The organism is Planococcus shenhongbingii, from assembly GCF_030413635.1.
Lineage (GTDB): Bacteria > Bacillota > Bacilli > Bacillales_A > Planococcaceae > Planococcus > Planococcus shenhongbingii.
Window position 1 is genome coordinate 1,521,588 of sequence record NZ_CP129235.1, and the last position, 25,912, is coordinate 1,547,499.

Sequence of the window (25,912 nt, forward strand, 5' to 3'; positions counted from 1 at the left end):
TAAAAAGAATTTTATTTTCATTATATAAACAAAAAAAGAACACCAACCCGAAGGCTGATGCTCGATTATGATCCACTCGATGGACTAATTTCTGTTGTTGTTTGTTCGTTCGCTGGTATAGGAGGCAAATATTTTTGTAACATCTTTGCTTGGAATGCTCGCAAATTAAAGGAAAAATACATATAGTTGATTGCCGAAGCAATAAAAATAAAAAACTGAATGATAACTAAAATAAAATAAATAATGGAGTTTTCTACTAAAAGAACGCTAATAATATATACCGATAAGAAGAAAGAGCAGAAAGTGCTCATGGTTAAAGCACCTAAACCATAAATAGTACCTAATATATGGCGATAACGACCTTCTAAATATGTACGGACTTCTTCATTTTGTTCCATCAACATAATATGCCAAACAGATTCCAAATGAAAATATGATTTGTGTTTCTTAGTAATAATCACTTTATTTATCCAACTGAATAATTTTTCCAGCCATTTTTCGTCAAATTCATATTTAAAATTATCTTTTGGATAATTTTCACCGACATTTGGTATCATTTTCACCGAATCTGTAGATAATTGAAAAACCCATAATAATCCGAAAGATAGTTGATGAAATATATATCCTACAGGAATCCCAATTGCAGCGAACGAGATTATCAAAGTCAACGCTTCAGTAGTGTCAGTAACATTTAATTTTAATGGATTATACCCATTAATAAAAACCATACCAATAAAAACCCAAAAAATAAATACCCAACCAGGGATACCCCAACGTATTAAATATTTCGATTCAAAACTCATTTTCCATCTCCTTGATCTTTGCTGTTTAATTGATTATACCTTTGGGAGAAAATGCTAGCAATGGGAATTGTATAAATAAAAAACACCCTCGAAAGAGTGTTAGAAAATGAATGACCAAACCAACATAACCAACATAAAATAGCGAACAGGCCAATTAAAAATATCGGTATGGATAATATAAAACCAAGTATCATTTGAGCGAAGAGGTTGAACACATCATTTTTCCCACCAGAAGTATCAAGTGAACTTTTTCTTTTTGTTTTCGGCTTTTCTTTCATTTTTTGTTTCATTTCAGTGCTTTTTATTTTGTCCTGCTCACGATTTGCCTTAAATGTACTGTTAGCATGTTGCATATCTTTTTTGTATTGAGTTTTAATATCCGACATAGTTTCCTTGAAGGACTTAGGCTTTTCCATGCGCTCGCTCCTTAGCAGTTTCTAAATCATTCGGCAACAATGCTTTCAAAGCAAAAAAACTGATATTACCGCAGTTTTGACAACCGATGGCTGCTGTAGGGATTCTCGGTCTTTCAGCAAACGATCCATTTTCATCTTGCTCGAAGTCATGGCGTAAAAATCCGTCTGCTATGATTTCAAATACATTTTGTCCACAGCGTTCGCATGGTTGAGTAGCGCCTTTACGATTTAAGGATTCTGCGATCTGCCGTTGTTTTAGTTCTGTAAGCATATTATCCTCCTAATAGTTCTTTTTGCTCAATTATAAAGATGCTGGGAAATGTGGCAATATAATAGTTGAAATACTTGGTAAAATAGTTATTTTATATACGGACAGACGCATCTGATACAATTAAGTAAAGTGAAAAATTGGGAGGAATAATTTTGCCTACTACAAGAAGTGGCTTATTTTTATTAAAATTTGTGGAACCTCAATTTACCGAAAGCACTTTGGATGGAAATATATTTTTTAAGAGGAACGGTTATTTTATTGACCAAGAAAAAGTAGAAATGGACAAAGGTATAGGCGATGAAAGAGAGGGCATATGGTCAAGGCTGTTAAATCCTGAAACTAAGCAAATGTTTATTGAAGATGAACAAGGAAATATGCACCCATTAAATTACATAAGCGCAGTACACCGTAAGACATATACCAGTCTTAGAAATATTCCAATCTGCTGTTTCGTAATATTAGACATTAATCGTGATTTCGATATAGATATGGACAATGGTACAGCAACTATTAAGTATGCAGTAAATGAGGCATTAATTAATCAATTTGAAGGACGGGACATGATCTTCTTTAATGACCATAGCGCTCTTTTAAAACGAATGGATACAAAGTGCGAAGAATTAGATGTTGGCAAAATGAGAGCAATAGTTAAATATTATGATGATGAAAAAGAAGAGCATCCTTTAAGTGAAATAGAATACGAGGATAATCCTGGAGCAACGCTTTTCTTCAAACGGAAGTTTTTTGAATATCAAAAAGAATTTCGATATGCTATTCGCTTATTAAAGGAAGAAGATTTTATGCTTCAGATTGGAGATATTCGAGACATTGCTTATGACTATGGAAAAGTGAAAAAAGGGGATAGTCTCATTGATGTATGGCTTCGTCCACAAGAGCAAAAATAAAAGGCCTGCCATTTGGCAAGCCTTATTTTAATCTCTAAAGTTTTCACTAATGAATTTTTCTTCTTCATGTTCACTCATTAATCCAGTTGCTCTTCCAACTGTTCCACCATGCCATGTCCAAATACGATTATGCACTTCTACCGCTCCGTTAAAATTACCGTTTTTCCATTCATTAAGGTGCTTTAAGTAGAAATCTTTGTGCTCAAAGTCATTGGCCTCAACAATGGCAATTAAATTGTTGACGTTTTCCGTAGTGATTGGTGTTGCACCCCATTTTTTATCTGCAACGACTTTACCATGAGACATTTTGTGGAGATATTGCTGAAGTTCTCTTTCGCTCATACCTTGGTCAACATTTTTACCGCTTACTTCCGTGTCGTTTACTTTTTCCTGCGTTTCAACTTTGCTTATTTCATTAGCTGCTTTCGTGATCTGTCCGCTGTCGGTAAACTCTTTTTTGAATATGGAATATCCGCCTATTGAGAAAACTACCAATAGAGCTAAAGTGATTAAAGTATATTTTAATGTTCTCAATGAACCCGCTCCTCTGAAATTTTTAGTTTTAGTAATCTAGTTGGTGTAAAGGTTTTGAATATTAATATCCAAGTTAGGAGAAGCATTTAACTTGAGTAAGACACATTACTACACAATTAATCGCTTCAAAGTGCAATCCTCAGCAGACCTTTTTATTCCGCAATCAAATTCTGAAGTATTTGAGCAGAATGTAAATCATGTACTTTAATCGTTTCAATCAAATAAGACATATCCATTTCTTTTAGAACTTCAGCAAGTAGATTCAAATCTTCCAGCATAAATAATTCTTCGTTTGATCTGTCGCAGGATTGTTCAATGTATTTTAAGTAGAAGAATTCTCCGACTCCGTCCTTCAATTTCAATTGCTCTCCTAAAGTTTCGACCAAGGTCCTCATTTGATGTTTATCCACTTAATCAGCTCCTATCACTATGGGTAGATAGTTACATTATGAATGAATAATAAGACCTTCTCAATCTAAAAATAAAAAACCGTCCTTAAAGGACAGTTTGTCTGTTCGGCAAGACCGAGTGTTTTAAAGTATTTTCATATTCATTAACATAAGTCTTGTTGGCAAGTAATTGTTTGACTGGATTAATTTCTTCCAATTCGCCCCATGTTTCTTGATTATATTTGTCTTGTCTTTTTTCCGCTTTTTCTACAGTGTAGCTCAAGTACTTTCTCATATAATTCCTTTCAATCATCCATTCATTTTCTTTTAGTCTTTCGTCCACATCGGATTCTGTAGCGACAAGTCTTATTGAAAAACAATCGAAATAATAATTGATACCTTTTCTTTCAAAGGCCAAACTTAAATCCTTTTGGTAACTCTGAACTTTTTCAGAGTATGGATAAGTAACAATTTGAAAAGAGGAAACATCATGTACTTCTCTTAAATTACGTTCAATATCTGCCAACTGATTTGACTGTTCATTGGTTAAGTTGATGAAGCGGTACTCTACATGACCATTGGGATTATTTTCTTTGTCCACAGTCGGTTCATTAGTAAATTCCCCAACTACAGGATTAAATACTTTTACCGCTCCAACAGGATATTTGACCACTTCAACAGTTTTTTCTCCTCGGGAAGTCTTCAAAACAATAACAAGACACCTGTTAAAACACCGTGCTCTTTAACAAGTAAATAAAGTTGAGTTCAAATTTTCAGCAAATAACGGAACTCAAAATCATTGTTATATGTATAGAAAAAATCTTTACTATAGTGATAAATATAAAAAAAATCCGATTGGACTATGATCAGAAAAATACACATAATGGGATTATGCCGTATTAAGTGAATATTTACGTATTTCAATCTACTTCCAGTAAACCAAAAAGTTCTGGAAGCAGTTATACATGAACGAATTGTAAGCGCTGCCAATTAAATCAGTTCAACTTGAAAGCTTTTTGAAATTCAATAGAGAAATGGGGAATTATAATGGAAAATATTACAGTACTTGGAGCGGGAGTTATGGGGCATGGAGTTGCACAATTATTTGCCACTGCAGGAATTAATGTGCATATTCAAGCTCGGCGCGAGTCATCTTTGGAAAAAGCGCGAGAACTTATGACAAACAATTTAAAAGTTATGGTCGAAAAAGAAATGTTGTCTACTAGTGATATGGAACAGGCGTTAGCCCGGGTGACATATACAACTAATCTGCTAGAAGCTGTTCAAAATGCTGATTTCATTCTTGAATCCATACCGGAAGTTCTCGAACAAAAGCAAAATATTTACGAGATTATTGAAAGTGTTATATCTGACAAAACGATTATTTCGTCTAATACTTCTACTTTTCCATTGAAAGAATTAACTCAAAGAACAAAGCATCCCGAGAGATTTATTATTACTCACTTCTTTAACCCGCCACAACTTGTACCAATTGTGGAAATAGTTAAATTCGATAAGACAGATGAAAACATCGTAAACAAAACTTATGATTTGATGAAGAAAATCAGGAAATCTCCAGTCGTTCTAAAAAAAGAAATTCCAGGCTTTATTGTCAACCGTGTTCAAGTAGCTATGCTTCGAGAGGCGTTCCACTTAATTGAAATGGGAGTAGCTACTGCAGAAGACATCGATATTGCTATGAAAGGAAGCATGGGCTTTAAATGGGCTTTTTGCGGTCCGATGGAAAGTCAGGATTTAGCCGGCCTTCAAACAACAAAATCCATGGTTGAGAAGATTATGGAAGATTTATCGAATACAAGAGAAGTTCCCTCTTTCTTAAAAGAAATGGTGGAAAATGATCAACTGGGCATTCGGACGAATCAAGGCTTTTATAATTACGATGATCACGGTGAACAAGCCATCCATACAAGAGACGATCATTTCTTAGATCTCCTAAAGTTACAAAATAGCAAGGAGAACAAAAGTAAAATCATTTCATCTTCAAAATGAAAAGTGTGACAATTGATTTTCGGATTTTTCTAGTTCCTTGATTTCAATAGAGATGAAAAAATGATCAGAATCGATTAAAAGCCAACCTGTGTTTCAGGGGAAATGAATTTGTTTATTTGAATTTGCGATGCAGCTAATCTGACTGGTATAGCAGGGGAGAATAAAAAGAAACGTTCACAATAATAGTGAGCGTTTCTTTTTTTAACATAATAATGATCATTTCATGTCTTTGAGCTGAATCTGCATCTGCACTTTCTTTTTTTATAGATTCATCAGCGCTGGAGAGCAGTGGCTTCAGTAATTATTAACTCTGCACGGTATTCGTCCCGATATTAAGTTTACTTATATCCGCACCTGTAAGATGGGTGGGAACTATGTTGTGATTACTATCCAATTCATGATTAATGATGGAGTATATTATTTTCTTGACTGGTTCTGCAATTAATGAATTTTTTCTATACTGGACATAAACTTTGTTTGGAATGTTTCCAATTTCTTTAATGTCTTTAACTATTAATCTGCTATCAATTTTTTTGTCTATGCCAAGAAATGGAGTAATTCCAATTCCTAAACCGCTTTCAACTACTTTTTTCAACATTTCATTATTTCCAACTTCAACCCGTTTGATATCTGGAATACCGATAAGTTGCTGTTCTATTTCTGTCCAAAGAGAGGTGTTTCGGTGGTAACTAATAATTGTCTCACCTTTCAAATCATCAAGTGCAATCACTTTTTGTTTTGCCAATGGGTGGTTTTCTCCAAATACTAGGATTATTTTGTTATCAAAAAGATATTCAGAAATAATTTCAGGTTTATGAGACAAAACATTTCTGGTAAAAACAAGATCGAATTCACCGGCAAGAATTTGTTCATTTAAACTTACTGAATCATATCCTTCAATGATGGTAATGCCCAAACTATCAATAGAAATGATGGAAGTTAAAAGCTCTATGATGAAAGAATATGAATAACCTGGAGAAAAACCGACTCTAATATTTGGATATTGAGAGGATCTGGTTACTTCCTTTGAATGGTTCATATAAGTCAATATGCTTGTGGCATATTCCACAAAGGTTTCTCCTTCTTTTGACAAAATAATATCTCTTCCAACTCTTTTGAATAAATGACAGACTAGTTCGTTTTCTAGGTTTTTTATTCTTGCTGTGACTGTAGGTTGGGTGACATTCAGTATGTTAGCCGCTTTTGAATAACTTTTATGTTCAACAATGGTCATAAATGTCTCCAGTTGAGTTTGGTCCACTTGTATCACTCCTAATAAGTTTTTTGGCTATTACCAATTTGATGACGATTCTTGAACGGGCGTATGTAATTTGCGTTAAGTTATAAATCACATTCATGTTGGAACATGGTGCATAGAAAAAATATTAAATTTAACCATAAATTCAAGATATTTTCAATTGGTTTTTATTCAGAATAGTCTATAAACTTAGAATAAGTCAAATTAATAAAATATTCTTTTCAAACTTTTGTATCCGTGATGGTGTTCTTTTTACGCTAAAGGGCATTTAAATGAAACTGGTAAACGGTGCAGCTAGAGTTGCCTGCTTGAGAAGCAATAATGTTTTTGTATGCGTTTACACTAGGCGAAGAATGAAGAGAATAATATATTAATCTTTGACAATACAAACTTGGAGTTATTCTCCATGTAAGAAAGCTCTAAGAATGGGGGCGTTAATGGGATCATAAATCATTATTATGATAGTGGCTAATGAGATACTGCACTTTTGATGCATTAGTCAAGTCCCAGGATTGCTAAACAGGGAGAATTGTAAGCGCTCTCTCGACAGCTATCTAAATACTGCCAAGATATAATGCTTCAAAAAAGAAATGCTTCTGACAACGCAAGGCTGAGCGCAAAATTTTTCCTTTAAAGGAAAAGCAGTGTTTGTGGCTGGATCTTCTCAAGGAATTGAGAAAGCAATGGCAGCAGATCGAGTAAAACCTGGGCAATGCATTAGTTGCAGGAACGACTAAAGAATGTACGGAAGGACATCGCCGTGGTGTCAATATTGAATCAGCGTAGAAAATGTTCTAGTGCAGAGTTAGAGATTCATGGCTTTTTTAAAATACCTTTGTAAAGTTGGTCAATATTTTAAGTTAATCTCTTTGTTGTAATACTTTTGAAAATGGAATTGCAAAAATAGATATTTGGAGGAGGAAGGTTAATGGAAAGTTACGTTCGTGAAGATAAAGAGAAATGTGAATTTTCGGTTCACCGCAGCGTTTTTACAAATGAACAAATTTTGGAAGAAGAATGGAAAGAGATTTTTAGCAAGTGTTGGCTTTTCATTGGGCATGAATCGGAATTGCCGAAAAAAGGTGATTTTAAAAGGAAAAAAGTCGGTGGTCGAAACTTAATATTCACACGTGGAAACGATGAAATTATAAGAGCCTTATACAATTCTTGTCCACATCGCGGAGCTTTGGTTTGTCGTGAGGATGAAGGAAATACGAAAGTATTCCGTTGTTTCTACCATGCTTGGACCTTTAAGAATGATGGGGAATTAGTAGGGATGCCAGGTAAAGATGGTTTTCCAGATGCGTTTAATTGTGATGGCTCTAAAAACTTGACGGAGGTTACACACTTGGAAAGTTACCGGGGCTTCATGTTCGTAAATTTTGCTGAACATGCTGTATCGCTAGAAGAATACCTTGGAAACGCCAAGGAATACATCGATTTAGTCGCGGATCAATCAGAAGCAGGAATGGAATTGTTAAACGATCCACAGGAATATAGCGTCCGTGCAAATTGGAAGCTGATTTCGGAAAACAGTGTCGATCTTTATCATGGGATGCCGACGCACAAGACTTACTTTGATATTAAAGCGAAACAGGATCCAGGAATAACAAAGGTAGTCCTTGAAGGAAAAGGCACAGATCTAGGGAACGGTCATGCCGTTATTGAATATAAGGCACCTTGGGGAAGACCGGTAGCACATTGGACGCCTGCTTGGGCAGAAGATGACCGGCAAGAAATAGATGAGATTAAAAATAGACTGATCGATAGATTTGGCGAGGAAAGAGCGGAAAGAATTGCAAGTTATAATCGCAACATTTTGATATTCCCTAACTTGATTATCAACGACATTATGGCAGTGACAGTGCGGACCTATTACCCTGTTCGGCCGGATTATATGGAGGTTACCGGATATGCCTTAGCTCCTAAAGACGAGAGTAAAAAATTCAGATTAAGAAGAAATGATAATTTCTTAGAGTTTTTAGGGCCGGGCGGCTTTGCAACTCCGGATGATAATGAGGCGCTTGAACTATGTCAAGAAGGCTACTTAAACAATTTTGAAGTTGAATGGAATGATATATCCAAAGGAATGAACAGAGAACAGCCCCATGCAACTGATGAAGAACAAATGCGCAGTTTTTGGAGAAAATGGAATGACATCATAACAAAAGCAAAAGCGAAAGAGGAGGTTAAAATATGACCGTAACACATCAGGAAATTGTGGATTTTTTATATCATGAGGCGGAACTTCTTGATGAATGGAAACTAGAAGAGTGGGCGGCATTGTTTACGGACGATGGTAAATACCTTATCCCACCGATTGGAAACCCGGATGCAGATCCAGCCCAATCTATTTTTTATATCGACGACAACCGAGCCCGATTAGAAGAAAGGGCAAAAAGATTGTTGAAAAAAGAGGCGCATGTTGAATATCCTCATTCAACAACGCTCCGAAACATACACAACGTAAGGGTCAAAAATAGAGAAGGTAATTCCATAAGTGTTAGATGCAATTTCTCTGCTTATAGAACGAAACGAGAAGTTCTTGACTGTTTTGTTGGTGTTTTAGATTATAAATTGCTTGTGACAGACAATAAAATCGTCATTCAAGAAAAGAAAGCAACGTTAAAACTTGATAGTTTGCGACCTCATGGAAAAATAAGCCTGATTTTATAGGGGGAGAAGATACACCTCGGTTAAAGAAAATGATTGCGGTATACCATATAATATCCCGCATTTCCTGCTAGAGGTGAAAATAGCGATTCGCTAAGATCAATGCAGCCACAACTCTTGATTAGTAGCAGACAGGTTTTTTGAAGACTAACATTCACAGGATATTTAGGGGGGGATGGATTTGAATGGTAAATCTGAAGTATTTGACATAACGATTGTAGGCGGGGGGCCGGTTGGATTATTTACTGCTTTTTATGCTGGTATGCGGAAAGCTTCGGTAAAGATCATTGAAAGCCTGCCGCAATTAGGTGGACAGTTAACGGCCTTGTATCCTGAAAAGTATATATATGATATTGCTGGTTTTCCCAAAATTAAAGCACAGGATCTTGTTGATAATCTACTGGAACAAATGCAGCAGTTTGAAGTAGCTGCCAGTCTTGGGCAATCGGTGGAAACTATTAATAAAAGAGAAGATGGTATTTTTGAAATCACTACAAATAAAGAAACGCATTATACAAAAACAATCATTATTACTGCAGGTAACGGAGCATTTCAGCCTAAAAAAATGAATTGTGAGGATGAGGAAAAGTTTGCTGATAAAAACCTTCATTATTTCGTTACAAACTTAGCTGATTTTGCTGGTAAAAAAGTTGTGCTGTTCGGTGGTGGAGATTCAGCAGTGGATTGGGCATTAATGCTGGAACCAATTGCGGAAAAAGTTTCGCTCATCCACAGAAGAAATGAGTTCCGGGCGCATGAGCACAGTGTTGAGATGTTAAAGCAATCAAAAGTGGAAATTTTAACACCTTATGTAGCAGAAAAGCTGGTTGGAAACGAAGAGATTGAAAAAGTTGTTGTCAAAGAAACTAAAAGTGATGCATCACTTGAGTTGGAAGTAGACGATGTTCTTGTTAATTATGGATTTGTTTCTTCCCTTGGACCGATCAATAATTGGGGACTTGAAATCAGAAAGAATTCCATCGTTGTTAATTCCAAAATGGAAACTAATATCGAAGGTGTCTATGCAGTAGGAGACATTTGCACATACGAAGGAAAAGTGAAGTTGATAGCGACTGGATTTGGTGAAGCGCCTACAGCTGTGAGCAACGCAAAAGTTTATATAGATCCTACGGCAAAAATACAAGCGCTTCACAGTACCACCCTGATGGCTGACAAGGATAATGGCGCAAAAGTAGAAAGTGTGAAAGAAACGATTGGTACAACTTGATAACTATGTAATAGTTTGGCAAACATGAAAACCAAGCCGAAAAGTGGAAAGGGGTGTCGGGATGGCCAAATATACGCTAGTCGACCAGAATACATGTATCGCCTGCAGCGCATGCGGGGTAGCAGCACCTGACTTGTTTGATTATAACGCTGAAGGAATTTCTTTTGCGCTCCTTGACGACAACAAAGGGATAACACCGGTAGCGGAGGAATTGGAAGAAGATTTGGAAGATGCATATGAAAGTTGTCCATCAAATTCAATCAAGATGGCAGACGAGCCTTTTGATAGTAAAAAGGACGTTGCAAGTTAAAGGATGGAATATCAATCGATTGAAAAACTAATCTTTTGAACAAAATAGAAATGATGGGGATGAAATAATCTATGACTACAGAAACGAAGGTAGAGGCAATCAATTGCAAACATTTTATTAACGGACAATTTGTTGAATCACAAAATCAAAAGAGTTTTGAAAATATAAACCCGGCTACAGAAGAAGTGCTTGGACATGTGGCAGAAGGCGGAAAGGAAGAAGTGGACATTGCGGTCGCTGCAGCTAGAAGTGCCCTGCAAGGCCCTTGGAAAATGACCACATTGGAGGAACGCTCCAAAATACTACGCAGAATCGGTGATTTGATTCTTGAGAGACAGGAAGAATTGGCGCGTTTAGAGAGCTTAGATACCGGCAAGCCTTTTTCATTAGCGAATTCGGTGGATATTCCACGGGCAGCTTACAATTTTCACTTTTTTGCTGATTATGTTATTTCTCTCGGAACGGATGCCTATCAACAAAACCAAGAAGCTCTTCACTACTCGATCCGGAGACCTGTAGGTGTCGTCGGAATTATTAAACCATGGAATCTGCCGCTATTACTATTGACTTGGAAATTAGCTCCATGCTTGGCCATGGGCAATACCGCTGTAATCAAGCCAGCCGAATGGACACCCATGACTGCGACTGTGCTGATGGAAATCATTAAAGAGGCGGGTGTCCCGGACGGGGTTGTGAATCTTGTCCATGGATTTGGTCCGAATTCTGCCGGAGGTGCCATTTCGGAACATCCAGACGTAGATGCTATTTCTTTCATCGGCGAGCCGAGTACAGGTTCTTCCATTATGAAGGCAGGGGCAAACTCCCTTAAGAAACTGTCCTTTGAACTGGGCGGGAAAAACCCGAATATCATTTTTGCAGATGCAGATATGGATGAAGTGATTGCAACGACAATTAAATCCAGTTTCATAAATCAAGGGCAAGTGTGTTTATGTGGTTCCCGAATCTATGTGGAACGACCTGTATACGAACAATTTTTGGAAAAATTCGTAGAAAAGACAAAAGAGTTAAAAGTCGGTAAACCATTTGATGCGGATACAAATGTGGGTGCATTAGTTGGCCAAGAACATTACGAACGAGTGAATAGCTATATCGACATTGCACGAGAAGATGGCGGAACGATTCTGACTGGTGGTAAGCGGCCTGAAGGATTGGAAAAAGGATATTACTTAGAACCGACAATCATTGCCGATTTGGACTACACTTCCCGTTGTATTAATGAAGAAATCTTCGGACCTGTTGTAACGGTCGTTCCGTTTGATACGGAAGAAGAAGTAATCATGCAGGCAAATGATACGCATTATGGTTTGAGCGCAACAATTTGGACGTCTAATCTGAAGCGGGGCCATCGTGTTGCCCATCAAATCGAAGCCGGAATTGTCTGGGTGAATACATGGTTCCTACGCGACTTGAGAACACCTTTTGGCGGTATGAAGCATAGCGGAATCGGTAGAACTGGCGGGGCGCATAGCCTTGAATTCTTTTCGGAATTATCGAATATTACGATCAAGTTATGAGAGCGAGTGAATAGGGATGGCAACAGAAGTTGTATCTAAACGAAAACAGTTTGCAAATCAATTAATGGAAGCTGAAGAAAGTCTGATCGGCATGCCGGCACTTACTTCTGCAGAGCCGAAACTTACTGTTGAAGAAGCCTACTTGATCCAACTTGAAAATATCGGGAGAAAAGTGGCGCAAGGCCAAAGAATTGTAGGCAAGAAAATCGGGCTTACATCAAAAGCAATGCAAACGCTGCTCGGGGTCGATGAACCGGATTATGGACACTTGTTGGATCGTATGGTCATTGAAAATGGAGCTGCTGTACCGAAACAAAAAGTGCTTCAAGCGAAAGTGGAAGGTGAAATTGCCTTCGTTTTAAAGAAAGATTTAAAAGGACCGAATGTGACTACGCTTGATGTCCTGCAAGCAACGGATTATCTATTGCCGGCTATTGAAATTGTCGACAGCAGAATTCAAGACTGGAAGATTAAGCTGCCGGATACTATTGCCGACAATGCTTCATCCGCCTTCTATGTCCTTGGCGGGAAGCCGACAAAGCTGGAAGATGTTGATCTTGAATTAATCGGGATGGCATTGACAAAAAATGGCGAAATCGTCAACACGGGTGTAGGCGCAGCCGCACTCGGGAATCCGGCAAAATGTGTGGCATGGCTGGCCAATCGATTGGCGGATTTCGACATCCCTCTTCTTGCTGGAGAAGTCATTCTTTCAGGTGCTCTTTCAGCTGCGGTGGAAGCGAAAGAAGGAGACTCGTTCACGGTCAGATTTGCACATTTGGGAGAAGTAAGTGTTCGTTTTTAAAAGTTGGAAAGGAGAGCTACGATGAATAAAGTGAAAGTGGCCGTATTGGGCTCGGGCAATATCGGAACTGACTTGATGTTGAAATTGGGCAGGTCTCCAGTTCTTGAATTAACGGCAGTAATAGGCATTGATCCCCAGTCGGATGGATTGAAAAAAGCTCGGGAATTGGGCTATGTCGCAATTGATAATGGAATAGATGGATTTTTGGAAAGGCCGGAACTTGCGGATATTATCTTTGATGCAACTTCTGCGAAAGCCCATATCCGCCATGCGAAATTGCTGAAAAAAGCCGGTAAGAAAGTGATCGATTTAACGCCTGCCGCAATCGGCCCAATCGTTGTTCCGCCAGTCAATCTCCATGACCATCTGAATGCTGAAAATATCAATTTGATCACGTGTGGGGGGCAGGCTACGATTCCAATCGTCCATGCGATTCACCAAGTCCAGCCTGTCGATTACGCAGAAATTGTAGCGACGATTTCCAGTAAGAGTGCAGGTCCAGGAACCAGAGCGAATATTGATGAGTTTACGCAAACAACTTCCCGCGGCATTGAAGAAGTTGGCGGTGCAAAAAAAGGGAAAGCGATCATCATTTTAAACCCTGCAGAACCGCCAATTTTAATGCGGGATACGGTTCATGTAATGGTGGAAGGCAAGCAAGCGAAGCAGGAAGAGATTATTGCCTCTATTCGGGCAATGGAAACAAAAGTTCAAGCTTATGTGCCGGGTTATAGGCTTAGACAAGAGCCGATTTTTGACGGGTCATCTGTCACAGTCTTCATTGAAGTTGAAGGAGCTGGCGATTACTTACCGGTCTACTCTGGAAATCTCGATATCATGACGGCTGCATCTGTGAAAGTAGCTGAAGAATGGGCCAAACATAGAGTGGCAAACATAGTCGGGTGAAAAGGAGATGAAGGAAAGAATGACAAAAACGCGGGATGTATTGATTACAGAAGTGGCGTTAAGGGATGGTAGTCATGCCATCCGCCATCAATTTTCGGTGGAACAAGTAAGGGATGTTGCAAAAGCTTTGGATGGGGCGAATGTGCCGTATATCGAAGTTTCGCATGGAGACGGTCTTGGTGGCTCTTCTTTGCAATACGGCTTGTCTTTAACCGATGAAATGGAACTAATTGAGGCGGCGGCCTCCGTTGTTGATCAAGCAAAAATTGCAGTTCTTCTCATACCGGGAATCGGTACAATGCCCCAGTTGAAGGAAGCTGCCCGGCTCGGTGCGAAAATGGCGCGAATTGCTACTCATGTAACGGAAGCCGATGTGTCGCATCAGCATATAGCGCTGGCGAAAGAGCTGGGATTGGAAGCCGTTGGATTTTTGATGATGTCGCATATGGCGCCACCTGAAAAAATCGTGGAACAGGCAAAACTGATGGAAAGTTATGGAGCGGATTCAGTCTACGTCGTTGATTCGGCGGGTACTCTCTTGCCTCATCAAGTCAGAGAGAGAATTCGTGCATTAAAAGGCAGTTTATCTGTGGATATCGGTTTTCATGCCCATAATAATTTGTCGTTGGCCATGGCTAATACACTTGTCGCCATTGAAGAAGGTGCAACGCGAATCGATGGCAGTATCCGCTGTCTGGGAGCAGGTGCAGGGAATACGCAAACAGAAGTCGCGGTAGCTGTCCTTGAGAAGCTGAATATCAAAACCGGGATTGATGTATACAAGATGATGGATATCGCAGAAGAGCTGGTTGCGCCCATCTTGGAAAAACCGCAAGAAATTACGCGGGACAGCCTTGTACTTGGGTATGCGGGCGTCTATTCCAGTTTCTTGTTACATGCACAAAAGGCGGAGCAAAAGTTCGGTATTGATTCGCGGTCCATTTTAGTGGAATTGGGCAAGCGACAAGTGGTAGGCGGCCAGGAGGATATGATCATGGATGTGGCGGCTGAGCTTGCAAAGCAAAAGATAGGACTCGGTGTATAGAGGGGGAAATTTCATGGAAGCAGTAAAAGTGAAAGAGATTGCGAATTATTTAGTTGCAGGAGAAGTAGAGAAACGGGAAGTTGAAAAAGTGACCGCCCGATTAAAGCCGGATTTAACGGTCGAAGAAGGCTATCTTGTCCAACAAGAACTTGTTTCGATGAAACTTGCTGAAGGCCGGAAAATCATTGGTCCCAAAATGGGATTGACGAGTCAGGCTAAAATGCAGCAAATGAATGTCAATGAACCGATCTACGGATATGTATTCGATTATATGTTGATTGACAACGGAGGGGAAGTTTCCCTGAGCGATTTGATTCATCCAAAAGTGGAAGCAGAAATCGCCTTTGTTATCGGGGAAGACATTGTAGGGCCTGGTGTAACAGGTGCCCAAGTGCTGGCGAAAACCGAATCGGTTCTTCCAGCGCTGGAAATCATTGATAGCCGGTATGAAAACTTTAATTTCACGCTACCCGATGTAGTAGCAGACAATGCTTCCACTTCAAGAGTGGTCTTTGGGACAACATTGAAAAGTCCGGAACAATTCGAACTCGATTTAGTTGGCGCTTCATTATTGATTAATGGGGAGTTGAAGGAGTTGGGAGCAGGAGCCGCTGTTCTTGGTCATCCTGCGAATGCCATTGCAATGCTTGCCAATATGCTTGCGAAAAAAGGCGAAAAAGTACGAAAAGGCGACGTCATTCTATCAGGTGCGATCACAGGCGCTGTGCTTCTTGAAAAAGGCGATGTGGTCAACGGCAAATTCGATGGTCTTGGCGAAGTTTCATTTACAGTAACCGACTAAATTCTAATGTAAGGAAGGTGATCAGGTATGCCGTTTATCCAGGTGAGTATTATAGAAGGAAGATCGAAAGAAAAGATCGCTGAAGTTATCCAGAAGATTACTGAAACGGTTTCAGAAACATTAGATGCTCCAGCAGAGAATGTCAGAGTGCTCGTCACGGAGATACCTAAAACCCATTGGGGAAAAGCTGGAAAGCCAATAGCAAAAAGCTGAGTGGCTAATGGAAGTTATGTGGAAATAAAAGAGTATAAGTGTTGCGAATTATGATTGGTGGCATGATTAAGCTTGCTGCCGTGTTGTAGTGATAAACAAGGTGATTTATGACGATGATGGGCTTTATGTCTTTACCAAATATCAAAAAAACTATGGATAGGGGAAATGAAACCATGAATATTTCAACTGACAAAACTATCGAGGAACAATTACTTTTGAAAGAACTAGAAAAGCACACGAGAAGTATTGCGCATCTGGGACATGTAGAAATCGGTGTGACTGACTTAGAAAAATCGTTGTGGTTTTTTACAGAAGTGATGGGGCTTTATGTATCGGCCGATGAAGGCGAAAGAGTATACTTAAGAGCTTGGCAAGATTTTGATCATCATACACTCATCCTTAAGAAGTCAGATACCTCCGGCGTTAAACAGGTCGGTTGGCGCGTAAGTTCAGAAAAAGCCTTGAAAGCTTTCGAAAAACAATTTAAGGATATGGGCATTGAACATCAATGGATCGAAGCTGGACAGAAAAAAGCGCAGGGGGATTCGATTCAATTCAAATCTCCGGCAGGGTTACCTGTTGAGCTGTATTGGGAGAAGGATTTGTATGTGAATACTGATCCTTCGATTGCCTCTAAACTGCCGAGTCATCCAAGTAAATATACAGGTAAAGGTGTAGCGCCACGCCGTTTCGACCATGTGAACTTCATGGTGAATGATGTGGAGGAAGAGCAGAAATGGTGGAGTGATTTACTAGGGATTCACCACCGTTATTATGTTCAAAATCAGGAAGATGTCCGTATCGGGTCATGGTTGAGCCGCACGAATATTGCCCATGAAATTGCTTTAATGCGTAATGCGAACCAGGATGGGGCACTTTTCCATCATTTGGCGTACTATTTGGATTCACCGGATGAGCTTATCAGAGCAGCAAACTTAATGGCTGAAAATGATATTAAAATCGAATGGGGCCCAGGTAAACATGGTACAAGTGGTGCTCAATTCATCTATGTAATCGAACCTTCCGGGAATCGGGTGGAAATTTGGACCGGCGGCTTCTTGATCTTTGCACCAGATTGGGAACCGATCGAATGGAGCCCAGAGGTAGGACTGTTAGGTCTGGATTTATGGGGAAGTGTTGCTCCAGAAAGTTACTTCAAGTACGGAACAAAATTACTGTAATACCCGACGTCGGAAATGAATAATAGGCATCAAATAATGAGGTGGATGGAATTGTCTGTCTGCCTCATTAATTTTTAAAAAAGGGGATGTTTTAATTGTCGAAAACGAATTTGCGTGTTGATTTTCATACCCATATAATACCGGAAGATTTCCCGGATATGGCAGCTAAGTATGGAGATGACCGTTGGCCGACCATGAATCGGACATGCGATTGCGGCGCTGAAATTATGATTAAAGGCAAATCATTTCGAAAAATTACTGATCAAGCATGGGATGTGGAGAAACGCGTCGCGGATATGGATGAAGAGGGAATCGATATTCAAGTTTTATCTCCAATACCCGTCACATTTTCTTATTGGTCAGATCCTGAAGCAGGTTTAGAACTGTCTAAATTCCAAAATGACTTTATCGCTTCGGTGGTCAAAGAGAAGCCTGACCGGTTTATCGGATTGGGAACAGTTCCTTTGCAGGATGTAGATATGGCAATTGAAGAAATGGATAGAGCGGTAAATCAATTAGGGTTAAAAGGCATTCAAATCGGTTCCAATGTCAACGGTCTTAATCTGGATGACAGTTCAATGGAGAAGTTTTTTGAAGCAGCAGAGAAATGGGATGTCCCGCTTTTCGTTCATCCATGGGCGACGTTAGGTGGAGAAAGAATGCCAAGGCATAACTTTATGTATATGGTCGGAATGCCTTCAGAGACGGCGCTTGCAGCTGGCAGTTTAATAATGAGCGGCATGCTGGACAGGTATCCCAACCTGAAAATATGTTTTGCGCATGGCGGCGGTTCTTTGCCTTATTTATTGCCGAGAATGGATAAAGGCTGGGAAGTATGGCCGGAAATCAGAAAAACTGTGAATCCACCAAGTTATTATGCAAAGAAGCTTTATTACGATTCCCTAGTTTACGACCCTGTAAATCTTCAATATATGATCGATCGATTTGGTCCGGAACAAATCATTGCGGGATCAGATTACCCGTTCTTATTGCGTGAAATTCCATCGGGCAAAGTTGTAGATGAATTGAAATCATTGTCAAAGGAAGATGCTCAATTGATATTAGGGCAAAATGCGTTGAAATTTTTAGGTTTGCACGAAATGGCAGTTTCCAAATAAATTTTGATATTTCATTAAGCACCTGAATAATATTAATATTCATAAAGGAGGAGAAAGTTTGCGTTCAATCAATATTAGCCGAATCGTTGAGGAGTCAAAATTCAACCGCTTTCATGCCCTTGTCGTATTTTGGTGTGCTTTCATCATTGTCTGTGATGGATTTGATTTAGTGATTTACGGAGCTGTGGTGTCTGTGTTGATGGAAGAATGGTCCATGACAGCTGTGGAAGCAGGTACGATCGGCAGTCTTGCGCTGATCGGCATGATGTGTGGTGCTTTTATTTTTGCGCCATTGGCAGATAAGATTGGACGTAAAAATGTTATTATTTTCTGTGTGCTGCTCTTCACTGTGTTTACGGGTTTAATTGCTTTTTCCAAAAGCCCTGCAGAATTTGGCATTTACCGCTTTATTTCAGGTTTAGGATTAGGAGGGGTATTTCCAGTTACAGTAGCATTAATGACAGAATTCTCCCCCAAATCAATGAAAAATAGATTGGTTACTTTAATGTTATGCGGATATGGAATAGGGGGGATTTTGGCATCAGCATTAGCGATTTTCCTTATCCCCAATTTCGGCTGGAAATCCATGTTCTTAGTAGGTGCTATGCCGATACTCGCCTTGCCTTTAATTTATAAATATCTTCCTGAATCACTTGGGTTTCTTTTGGCTAAAAATAAAAAGAAAGAGATCGGTCAGTTATTGTCTAAAATCGATCCTTCCTTTACGCCTCAGGATGATGATTACGAAAATGTGATTACAAGTGAAACAGGAATGCCAGTAAAAAAACTATTTAAAAATGGACGAACTTCCAGTACGTTATTATTTTGGGCAAATTTCTTCTTATGTTTATTAATCACTTATGGATTAAGTACTTGGCTGCCAAAGTTAATGGGCCAAGCAGGGTATACTCTGGGGTCCAGTTTAATATTTCTCTTATTATTAAACGTTGGGGGAATTTTGGGAGCACTTACAGGTGGCTGGTTAGCAGACCGTTGGAGTACTAAAAAAGTGCTGATAACCTTTTTTGTCCTAAATGTAGTTTCTTTAACTTTAATGGGAACTCTGCCGAATACGTTTATATTGTATATTCTTGTTGCAATCGCCGGAGCTACTACAATAGGTTCACAAATTGTTCTATATTCTTACGCTTCTCAATATTATCCAATCGAAATTCGTTCGACGGGGTTAGGATGGGCATCTGGTATAGGCAGATTAGGAGGAATCTTAGGCCCGACATTAGGGGGAATGATTCTGGCACTTAATTTGCCGCTAAACCAAAATTTCATGGTATTGGCTATACCGGCGGTTATTGCAGCTGTTGCTATTGCCTTTATAAATGAAATGAAGAATCCTGTAACAATAAAGGAAGCTGCTCCTGAAGTCCGCAGATTAGCTAGTGAAGATAGGTAAAGAAAATTGACCTGGTGTAAAATCATTTTTGATAGTTGAGTGTCGGGAAACTTATACGCATTAAATTAAGAGAAACCTCATTATAAAAGAGTTTAAGCACTCTTAAAAACGTCCTTCAGAGAATGCATGGTTGTGATTGAATTTTGAAGCATGGAGGAAAAAGAACGGGGATGCGAACCATTAAGCAATATCCCTGTTTTCGACCTCCTCGCCTTACGCAGATTGAAAAAATCTTCTGATCAATTTGATTAGAAGATTTTTTTGTATCCAAAAGAAGTGGAATATTTGAAAGTAAATGCATGGCGAGCAGGAGAAGCGGCCTGAGAGCAGTTTAATGATGCTTAAGATGTTATGAAAGTGACTGTTAATTTATAAGATTTATTATAAGAAAGATTGCTGAAGATATTATTGTTTTAATCTGATAGACAAACACCTTTATCAAATGAGCAAGAATATTGTATCGGTCATAGTAAAAGAGGGAGCGACTAATTTTGCTGGAAAATGAAACCATTCTCTGTTTAATTCGTATAATAACTAACAGGGGTGCAAGAGGTACCAAAATGTACAAATTGCAAATCACAATGGAGCTGGAAACAAACCATTAGAAAGACATTCACTTTGAAGAGTAAGCTGGATTGCCCAGTTTGCGGAAAAAGCCAATACATATCCGGTAAATCGCGAAAAAAGCTAGGCGCTCTCAATTTGGTGATTCTTTTGCCCTTATTTTTTAATGTCTATATGTCCACCAATCCACTATTGGTCATCACTGCCATCTTCACGTTATTTTTCATCACTTTGGTGTTTATACCGTTTCTCACCAAACTTTCGGACAAAGAAGAACCTCTTTGGTAGAGCAGGTTCCCGACTCAAGCGAAAAACTTGGGTCTTTTTTAATTTATTGGCGAAAATGTGAAGCGATTTCACAAAAAATATGGTGAAAAACATGAACCAGAGTTCATGTTTTAAGGTCAGACATGTTATTCTTATTCTTGAGGTGAGAAAATGCAGCACGAAAACCTTGTCGGAAATTTTCCGACGTTCCCAAAACAATTGAGATCCAAGCAAAAAAGAGAAGCACTGATTGAAAGTGCAAAACTGTTATTTATCGAAAAAGGGTATGAACAGACAACCGCTAAAGAAATTGCTGCCCATGCAAAAGTGGCAACGGGGACGTTTTACCGTTATTTTTCCGATAAACGGCAATTGCTGATGACATTGATTGACGACCAAATAGATTCCATGATCCCTCTTGATTTGGAGTGGAAAAGCGGCGATCCTGAAAAACTTTTAGCGGGTCGGCTGGAAATGCATTACCACAAGATCAATGAGAAAAACCTGCAGAAGTTGATGCCGGAACTCATGCTGAAAGATGCGGAGCTTGCCGAAGTGGTCAATAATGCTAAAATGCGCACGCAGGAAAAAGTGCTGAGCCATCTGAAAAAGCTTCATAAAAAAGGATTAATATGGCCCGATATTGAAATAGAGACTTTGATTTGGTGTTTGCACTCCTTATTGGAAAAACTGCAAGCCCGCAAAAATGAAGGGGCGAGTGTTGATTATAACGAATTTTCAAAAGTGTTTTGCCGGATGCTGTTTCCACCGGAGATTATCCACAAAATGCGTACTGGAAAAATAAATGAATGGAAAGGACCGTGAGAAGATGAAAGCCAAATTATATACCGCTACAAGCAACACATCTTGCCGGAAAGCGATAGCATGGCTCAACGAATATAATATTCCCTATGTCGAAAAAAACATTTCTACGACACCGATTACGATTGAGGAAATCCAGGAAATCCTGTCTTTGACGAATGAAGGAACTGAAGAAATCATCTCGAAAAAGGCATATGCCATAAAAAAACTGAAACTTGATTTTGATACTTTGTCGATGCCCCAGTTATACCAAGTCATCCAAGATAACCCCGGTGTGCTGAGACTCCCGATTCTTCATGATGGAAAAAAACTGCAAGTTGGCTACAATGATGACGAAATTCGCCAATTCCTTCCCCGCTGGTTCCGTACGAATCAATTCCGAAGCCTACTTAGCATGTAAAGGCATTTTTTTAATCAGGCCATGGGTGGGTTCTGCATTGGCCCATTGCTGGATGGAGGTAAGAGCAGTATGTGTTCAAACTGACTTTCCTCATTTTTAATGCTCATTCTTTTTTAAATTTCTAAAAAATCTGTTATTTTATTTTCCCGTAAAATGCCGTTATGTTATTATAGATAGTACAAATGGGGTGTTTTAATGCGGAAAAAATATAGAGAGTTGAAGCGGAGAGGCAATGTCATCGTGTTTCCGAACACGATTAACCGGCTGCTGACAGAAGGCATGAATTTGCTGAAAGATGAAAAATATGAAGATGCGCGCGATAAGTTGTACCAAGTGCTGTCTTATGAACCGGAACATGCCGGAGCACTTGGTGCGTACGCATATTGCTTATTTGAGCTGGCAGAGTACGATGAAGCATTGGATGTTTGCCGGGAATTGCTGAAAGTCGGCCCGGTTCATTACTTGGAGACAATGGAATTATACATAAGTATTTTAATGCAAGTCCGGGAGTTTGAAGAAGCTGAACGGATGATCGAAATTTTAATAGAAGAAAAAATCCTGCCGGAAGAGCGGCTGGAACAGTTTCAGCAATTGCGTGATCTGAATGAACGCATTGTTGCCAATACTGCCAGTCCGAAAATAGATCCGGCAATATATGCGGTCAAGAACTTTATCACTTTGTCTCCAAGTGAACAGGAAAGGCTGATCGTGGAATTGCCGCCTGCTTCGTATGAAGTGATGAAGAGCAGCCTGATTGAAATTGTGGAGCATCCGGAAACTGATTTATTAACGAAAACATACATATTATTCATGATCCACCAGGAAAAAGTGAGAGCCAAAGTGAAAGTCAGTAAATTTCATTACGAAGGTGAATTCACAGTAGCAAAATTGCCAGACCCAATCAACAATCCCCGGATTCAGGCGATTAAGAGAATGATGGAAGACATCCTTGAAAAAGATCCGACCCGTTTGGAGATGGTTCAGGAATTATTCGAACGGCATACTTATCTGTTATATCCGTTTCAATGGGATGAGTTTGAAGAAGCAGAAGTGGCGGACGCTTATATGAGTTATTTAGAGCAGTTATTCACTGGAGAAACGGATTTTTCAGGGGATCCGTCATTGATGAGCTTGATTTTTCATGCAGAGCAATGGTTTGAATTGCGCAATGGGTAGAAATAGTTGAACATAGCGTCAACTATGCTATAATATTGAGGTTGTCAAAATTCGTATAAAACGTAATATGACTTTGTAGAAAATGTTTGGAGGGCTTATATATGTCAGCAAAATGGGAAAAGCAAGAAGGTAACACAGGAATTCTTACAGTTGAAGTACCTGTAGAAGAAGTAAACGCAGGATTGGACAAAGCTTTCAAAAAAGTTGTAAAAGAAATTAACGTACCAGGATTCCGTAAAGGCAAAATGCCGCGCCAAATGTTCGAACAACGTTTCGGTGTAGAATCCCTTTACCAGGACGCTCTAGACTTCATCTTGCCGGATGCATATGCAAACGCTGTTGAAGAAGCTGGACTTAACCCGGTTGACCGCCCGGAAATCGATATCGATACGATGGAAAAAAACAAGCCGCTTGTATTTACAGCTAAAGTAACAGTAAAACCTGAAGTTCAACTTGGCGAATACAAAGGACTTGAAGTTTCTAAGCCGGATACAGATGTAACGGACGAAGAAGTTGAAAACCAATTGAAAGAAAACCAAGAGCGTTTTGCTGAGCTTGCGGTAAAAGAAGACGAAGCAATCGTAGATGGCGATACAGCAGTTATCGACTTTGAAGGTTTCGTTGATGGAGAAGCATTTGAAGGCGGTAAAGGAGAAAACTATTCTCTTGAAATCGGTTCAAACTCATTCATCCCTGGATTTGAAGAACAATTGATCGGCACAAAAACTGGAGAAGAAAAAGACGTTGAAGTCACTTTCCCAGAAGAATACCATGCTGCTGAACTTGCAGGAAAAGCTGCAACATTCAAAGTGAAAGTAAGCGAAGTAAAATCAAAAGAGCTTCCTGAACTAGACGACGAATTCGCTAAAGAAATCGATCCAGAAGTAGAAAGCCTTGAAGCACTTCGCACGAAGATGAAAGAAACATTGGCTGAGCAGAAAAAAGCAAACGCTGATGCAGCACTTCGCGACGAATTAGTTCAAAAAGCTGCTGAAAATGCAACAATCGACCTTCCACATGCCATGATCCACACTGAAATGGACCGCATGATGGCTGATTTCGAGCAACGTTTGACTCAACAAGGCATGAACCTTGACCTTTACTACCAATTCTCAGGCCAAGACGAAGAAGCTTTGCGCGCTCAAATGCACGGTGATGCAGAAACACGCGTACGTGTATCATTGGTGCTTGAAGCAATCGCTAATGCTGAAAACATGGAAGTATCTCCAGAAGACATCGACAAAGAACTTGAAAAAATGGCTGGCCAGTTCAACATGGACATCGAACAAATCAAGACTGCTTTGGGTGGAACTGAAATGCTTGAAAATGATATCCGCATGCAAAACACAGTTGAATTCTTAGTGGAAAACGCTAAATTCACTGAAAACACTTCAGCAGCTGCAGACGCTGACGCTGAATAATCGCTCCACATAAGCATCAAGATAAAACAAGGCACAACAGCGTGCCTTGTTTTTACTCTACATAGAATAAAAATATTACTACATAAATAATGCTTTCTCTTTGTAGCAATTCTAATTAGTTGCTACAATAAACATAATCTTGTAAGATAATGGCTTGAATAGGGGTGAATACATTGTTTAAATTCAATGACGAAAAAGACCATTTAAAATGTTCATTTTGTGGAAAACCACAGGAACAGGTTCGCAAACTGGTAGCAGGACCAGGTGTATATATTTGTGACGAATGTATTGAGCTCTGCACGGAAATCGTAGAAGAAGAGCTGGGTACTGAAGAAGCAGTCGAGTTTAAAGAAGTGCCAAAACCGAAAGAGATCCTGGACATTCTGAACGGTTATGTGATCGGCCAGGAAAAAGCTAAAAAATCTTTAGCTGTTGCTGTTTACAATCACTATAAACGCGTTAATTCAAATAGCAAGATCGATGACGTCGAGTTGTCGAAATCAAATATCGTATTGATCGGACCTACGGGAAGCGGTAAAACTTTGCTTGCCCAAACCTTGGCCCGTATTCTAAATGTGCCGTTTGCCATCGCAGATGCTACTTCTTTAACAGAAGCGGGATATGTCGGCGAAGACGTTGAAAACATTTTATTGAAACTGATCCAGGCAGCTGATTACGATGTGGAACGTGCGGAAAAAGGCATCATTTATATCGATGAAATCGATAAAGTGGCGCGCAAATCCGAAAACCCGTCCATCACGCGTGATGTTTCAGGCGAAGGAGTTCAGCAAGCTTTATTGAAAATTCTGGAAGGTACAACTGCCAGCGTTCCACCGCAAGGCGGACGCAAGCATCCTCATCAGGAATTCATCCAAATCGACACGACGAACGTATTGTTTATCGTTGGTGGTGCTTTTGACGGAGTTGATCAAATCATCAAACGCCGTTTGGGCAATAAAGTCATCGGTTTCGGTGCAGATCCGAACAAAGAAGAATTGGATGAAAAGTCATTGCTTAGCCAGTTGATTCCGGAAGATTTGTTGAAATTTGGTCTGATTCCTGAATTTATCGGCCGTTTGCCTGTATTGGCAAGCCTCGAGCAATTGGATGAAAATGCATTGGTTCAGATTCTGACTGAACCGAAAAACGCATTGATCAAACAATATCAAAAAATGATGGAACTTGATGATGTCGAATTGACGTTCGAAGAAGATGCTTTGGTGGAAATTGCCAAACTGGCAATCGAACGCAAAACTGGAGCCCGCGGACTTCGTTCCATTATCGAAAACATCATGCTCGAAGTAATGTTCGACTTGCCTTCACGAGAAGATATTGTTGAATGCGTCATTACGAAAGAAACGGTAACAAACAAAGAATTGCCGAAACTTATCTTAGAAGATGGTTCGGAATACGATGAAAAAGACAACGAAAAAACATCCGCGTAAGGTG

At 39.5% G+C, this 25,912-nt stretch carries 28 protein-coding genes; 21 read left to right on the forward strand and 7 right to left on the reverse strand.

Annotated elements, in window-relative coordinates:
* Positions 1-65 precede the first annotated feature (65 nt).
* From QWY16_RS07575 to QWY16_RS07585, 3 genes are read right to left on the reverse strand one after another with little or no spacing between them, the layout of a single operon-like run.
* A complete protein-coding gene (locus tag QWY16_RS07575) occupies positions 66-803 on the reverse strand; it encodes a BA5345 family protein (RefSeq protein WP_300992354.1) in 738 nt (245 codons plus the stop codon).
* Positions 800-1,219, reverse strand: coding sequence for a hypothetical protein (locus tag QWY16_RS07580; protein ID WP_300992355.1), 420 nt, complete (start codon positions 1,217-1,219; stop codon positions 800-802). The genes QWY16_RS07575 and QWY16_RS07580 overlap by 4 nt, the downstream gene beginning before the upstream one ends.
* Complete coding sequence (locus QWY16_RS07585; RefSeq protein ID WP_300992356.1) at positions 1,206-1,490, reverse strand: hypothetical protein; 285 nt, start codon at positions 1,488-1,490, stop codon at positions 1,206-1,208. The genes QWY16_RS07580 and QWY16_RS07585 overlap by 14 nt, the downstream gene beginning before the upstream one ends.
* Before the next feature lie 152 nt (positions 1,491-1,642).
* On the opposite strand from QWY16_RS07585, the gene QWY16_RS07590 reads away from it, so the two are divergent.
* Positions 1,643-2,395, forward strand: a complete 753-nt coding sequence (locus QWY16_RS07590; RefSeq protein WP_300992357.1) for a hypothetical protein — start codon at positions 1,643-1,645, stop codon at positions 2,393-2,395.
* 27 nt (positions 2,396-2,422) lie between these two features.
* On the opposite strand, the gene QWY16_RS07595 is transcribed toward QWY16_RS07590, so the two are convergent.
* The 3 genes from QWY16_RS07595 to QWY16_RS07605 all read right to left on the reverse strand — a co-directional run bounded on the left by QWY16_RS07595 (position 2,423) and on the right by QWY16_RS07605 (position 4,024).
* Entirely contained in the window at positions 2,423-2,929 is a 507-nt protein-coding gene (locus QWY16_RS07595) for a DUF6241 domain-containing protein (RefSeq protein WP_300992358.1), read from the reverse strand.
* A 152-nt stretch (positions 2,930-3,081) separates the two neighbouring features.
* Positions 3,082-3,339 carry a hypothetical protein gene (locus QWY16_RS07600; RefSeq protein WP_300992359.1) on the reverse strand — a complete coding sequence of 86 codons (258 nt, stop codon included), beginning with the start codon at positions 3,337-3,339 and terminating at the stop codon, positions 3,082-3,084.
* 85 nt (positions 3,340-3,424) lie between these two features.
* A complete protein-coding gene (locus QWY16_RS07605) occupies positions 3,425-4,024 on the reverse strand; it encodes a hypothetical protein (protein WP_300992360.1) in 600 nt (199 codons plus the stop codon).
* Between the two features lie 341 nt (positions 4,025-4,365).
* Between QWY16_RS07605 and QWY16_RS07610 the strand changes: the two genes are divergently transcribed.
* Entirely contained in the window at positions 4,366-5,328 is a 963-nt protein-coding gene (locus QWY16_RS07610; RefSeq protein WP_300992362.1) for a 3-hydroxyacyl-CoA dehydrogenase family protein, read from the forward strand.
* Positions 5,329-5,632: 304 nt separating this feature from the next.
* Here QWY16_RS07610 and QWY16_RS07615 read toward each other — a convergent pair whose 3' ends face one another.
* Positions 5,633-6,589, reverse strand: a complete 957-nt coding sequence (locus QWY16_RS07615) for a LysR family transcriptional regulator (RefSeq protein WP_300992364.1) — start codon at positions 6,587-6,589, stop codon at positions 5,633-5,635.
* Positions 6,590-7,514: 925 nt separating this feature from the next.
* Here QWY16_RS07615 and QWY16_RS07620 point away from each other — a divergent pair.
* The 19 genes from QWY16_RS07620 to clpX all read left to right on the forward strand — a co-directional run bounded on the left by QWY16_RS07620 (position 7,515) and on the right by clpX (position 25,908).
* A complete protein-coding gene (locus tag QWY16_RS07620; RefSeq protein WP_300992366.1) occupies positions 7,515-8,786 on the forward strand; it encodes an aromatic ring-hydroxylating oxygenase subunit alpha in 1,272 nt (423 codons plus the stop codon).
* Positions 8,783-9,262 carry an aromatic-ring-hydroxylating dioxygenase subunit beta gene (locus QWY16_RS07625; RefSeq protein ID WP_300992369.1) on the forward strand — a complete coding sequence of 160 codons (480 nt, stop codon included), beginning with the start codon at positions 8,783-8,785 and terminating at the stop codon, positions 9,260-9,262. Before QWY16_RS07620 ends, QWY16_RS07625 begins: the two co-directional genes overlap by 4 nt.
* Positions 9,263-9,440: 178 nt before the next feature.
* Positions 9,441-10,487: an NAD(P)/FAD-dependent oxidoreductase gene (locus tag QWY16_RS07630; RefSeq protein WP_300992372.1), complete on the forward strand. Its 1,047-nt coding sequence runs from the start codon at positions 9,441-9,443 to the stop codon at positions 10,485-10,487.
* 61 nt (positions 10,488-10,548) lie between these two features.
* Complete coding sequence (locus QWY16_RS07635; RefSeq protein WP_300992374.1) at positions 10,549-10,797, forward strand: ferredoxin; 249 nt, start codon at positions 10,549-10,551, stop codon at positions 10,795-10,797.
* Between the two features lie 71 nt (positions 10,798-10,868).
* A complete protein-coding gene (locus tag QWY16_RS07640; RefSeq protein WP_300992377.1) occupies positions 10,869-12,332 on the forward strand; it encodes an aldehyde dehydrogenase in 1,464 nt (487 codons plus the stop codon).
* 16 nt (positions 12,333-12,348) lie between these two features.
* Positions 12,349-13,137, forward strand: a complete 789-nt coding sequence (locus tag QWY16_RS07645; RefSeq protein WP_300992380.1) for a 2-keto-4-pentenoate hydratase — start codon at positions 12,349-12,351, stop codon at positions 13,135-13,137.
* 21 nt (positions 13,138-13,158) lie between these two features.
* Positions 13,159-14,043, forward strand: coding sequence for an acetaldehyde dehydrogenase (acetylating) (locus QWY16_RS07650; RefSeq protein ID WP_300992382.1), 885 nt, complete (start codon positions 13,159-13,161; stop codon positions 14,041-14,043).
* Positions 14,044-14,062: 19 nt separating this feature from the next.
* Complete coding sequence (dmpG, locus tag QWY16_RS07655; protein ID WP_300992384.1) at positions 14,063-15,088, forward strand: 4-hydroxy-2-oxovalerate aldolase; 1,026 nt, start codon at positions 14,063-14,065, stop codon at positions 15,086-15,088.
* A 13-nt stretch (positions 15,089-15,101) separates the two neighbouring features.
* Complete coding sequence (locus QWY16_RS07660) at positions 15,102-15,890, forward strand: 2-keto-4-pentenoate hydratase (protein ID WP_300992386.1); 789 nt, start codon at positions 15,102-15,104, stop codon at positions 15,888-15,890.
* A 27-nt stretch (positions 15,891-15,917) separates the two neighbouring features.
* Positions 15,918-16,103 carry a 4-oxalocrotonate tautomerase gene (locus QWY16_RS07665; protein ID WP_300992388.1) on the forward strand — a complete coding sequence of 62 codons (186 nt, stop codon included), beginning with the start codon at positions 15,918-15,920 and terminating at the stop codon, positions 16,101-16,103.
* A 107-nt stretch (positions 16,104-16,210) separates the two neighbouring features.
* Positions 16,211-17,284 (forward strand): VOC family protein, encoded by a 1,074-nt coding sequence (locus QWY16_RS07670; protein ID WP_300992391.1) that lies wholly within the window; start codon positions 16,211-16,213, stop codon positions 17,282-17,284.
* Between the two features lie 95 nt (positions 17,285-17,379).
* Positions 17,380-18,402, forward strand: coding sequence for an amidohydrolase family protein (locus QWY16_RS07675; protein WP_300992394.1), 1,023 nt, complete (start codon positions 17,380-17,382; stop codon positions 18,400-18,402).
* Between the two features lie 58 nt (positions 18,403-18,460).
* A complete protein-coding gene (locus tag QWY16_RS07680) occupies positions 18,461-19,813 on the forward strand; it encodes an MFS transporter (RefSeq protein ID WP_300992396.1) in 1,353 nt (450 codons plus the stop codon).
* 543 nt (positions 19,814-20,356) lie between these two features.
* The gene (locus QWY16_RS19370; RefSeq protein ID WP_367281336.1) at positions 20,357-20,665 is read left to right on the forward strand and encodes a TIGR04104 family putative zinc finger protein; all 309 of its coding nucleotides are present in this window, start codon (positions 20,357-20,359) and stop codon (positions 20,663-20,665) included.
* A gap of 150 nt (positions 20,666-20,815) precedes the next feature.
* Complete coding sequence (locus QWY16_RS07685; protein ID WP_300992398.1) at positions 20,816-21,469, forward strand: TetR/AcrR family transcriptional regulator; 654 nt, start codon at positions 20,816-20,818, stop codon at positions 21,467-21,469.
* A 4-nt stretch (positions 21,470-21,473) separates the two neighbouring features.
* The gene (gene spx / locus QWY16_RS07690) at positions 21,474-21,866 is read left to right on the forward strand and encodes a transcriptional regulator Spx (protein ID WP_300992400.1); all 393 of its coding nucleotides are present in this window, start codon (positions 21,474-21,476) and stop codon (positions 21,864-21,866) included.
* 195 nt (positions 21,867-22,061) lie between these two features.
* The gene (locus tag QWY16_RS07695; RefSeq protein ID WP_300992402.1) at positions 22,062-23,042 is read left to right on the forward strand and encodes a tetratricopeptide repeat protein; all 981 of its coding nucleotides are present in this window, start codon (positions 22,062-22,064) and stop codon (positions 23,040-23,042) included.
* 101 nt (positions 23,043-23,143) lie between these two features.
* Positions 23,144-24,463, forward strand: a complete 1,320-nt coding sequence (gene tig / locus QWY16_RS07700; RefSeq protein ID WP_300992404.1) for a trigger factor — start codon at positions 23,144-23,146, stop codon at positions 24,461-24,463.
* Positions 24,464-24,636: 173 nt separating this feature from the next.
* A complete protein-coding gene (gene clpX, locus QWY16_RS07705) occupies positions 24,637-25,908 on the forward strand; it encodes an ATP-dependent protease ATP-binding subunit ClpX (protein WP_300992405.1) in 1,272 nt (423 codons plus the stop codon).
* Positions 25,909-25,912 lie beyond the last annotated feature (4 nt).

Coding starts and splice junctions, on each gene's coding strand:
- QWY16_RS07575 (WP_300992354.1), bottom strand. CDS start 803: ATGAGTTTTGAATCGAAATATTTAATACGTTGGGGTATCCCTGGTTGG.
- QWY16_RS07580 (WP_300992355.1), bottom strand. CDS start 1,219: ATGGAAAAGCCTAAGTCCTTCAAGGAAACTATGTCGGATATTAAAACT.
- QWY16_RS07585 (WP_300992356.1), bottom strand. CDS start 1,490: ATGCTTACAGAACTAAAACAACGGCAGATCGCAGAATCCTTAAATCGT.
- QWY16_RS07610 (WP_300992362.1), top strand. CDS start 4,366: ATGGAAAATATTACAGTACTTGGAGCGGGAGTTATGGGGCATGGAGTT.
- QWY16_RS07620 (WP_300992366.1), top strand. CDS start 7,515: ATGGAAAGTTACGTTCGTGAAGATAAAGAGAAATGTGAATTTTCGGTT.
- QWY16_RS07625 (WP_300992369.1), top strand. CDS start 8,783: ATGACCGTAACACATCAGGAAATTGTGGATTTTTTATATCATGAGGCG.
- QWY16_RS07635 (WP_300992374.1), top strand. CDS start 10,549: ATGGCCAAATATACGCTAGTCGACCAGAATACATGTATCGCCTGCAGC.
- QWY16_RS07640 (WP_300992377.1), top strand. CDS start 10,869: ATGACTACAGAAACGAAGGTAGAGGCAATCAATTGCAAACATTTTATT.
- QWY16_RS07645 (WP_300992380.1), top strand. CDS start 12,349: ATGGCAACAGAAGTTGTATCTAAACGAAAACAGTTTGCAAATCAATTA.
- QWY16_RS07650 (WP_300992382.1), top strand. CDS start 13,159: ATGAATAAAGTGAAAGTGGCCGTATTGGGCTCGGGCAATATCGGAACT.
- dmpG (WP_300992384.1), top strand. CDS start 14,063: ATGACAAAAACGCGGGATGTATTGATTACAGAAGTGGCGTTAAGGGAT.
- QWY16_RS07660 (WP_300992386.1), top strand. CDS start 15,102: ATGGAAGCAGTAAAAGTGAAAGAGATTGCGAATTATTTAGTTGCAGGA.
- QWY16_RS07665 (WP_300992388.1), top strand. CDS start 15,918: ATGCCGTTTATCCAGGTGAGTATTATAGAAGGAAGATCGAAAGAAAAG.
- QWY16_RS07670 (WP_300992391.1), top strand. CDS start 16,211: ATGACGATGATGGGCTTTATGTCTTTACCAAATATCAAAAAAACTATG.
- QWY16_RS07685 (WP_300992398.1), top strand. CDS start 20,816: ATGCAGCACGAAAACCTTGTCGGAAATTTTCCGACGTTCCCAAAACAA.
- spx (WP_300992400.1), top strand. CDS start 21,474: ATGAAAGCCAAATTATATACCGCTACAAGCAACACATCTTGCCGGAAA.
- QWY16_RS07695 (WP_300992402.1), top strand. CDS start 22,062: ATGCGGAAAAAATATAGAGAGTTGAAGCGGAGAGGCAATGTCATCGTG.
- tig (WP_300992404.1), top strand. CDS start 23,144: ATGTCAGCAAAATGGGAAAAGCAAGAAGGTAACACAGGAATTCTTACA.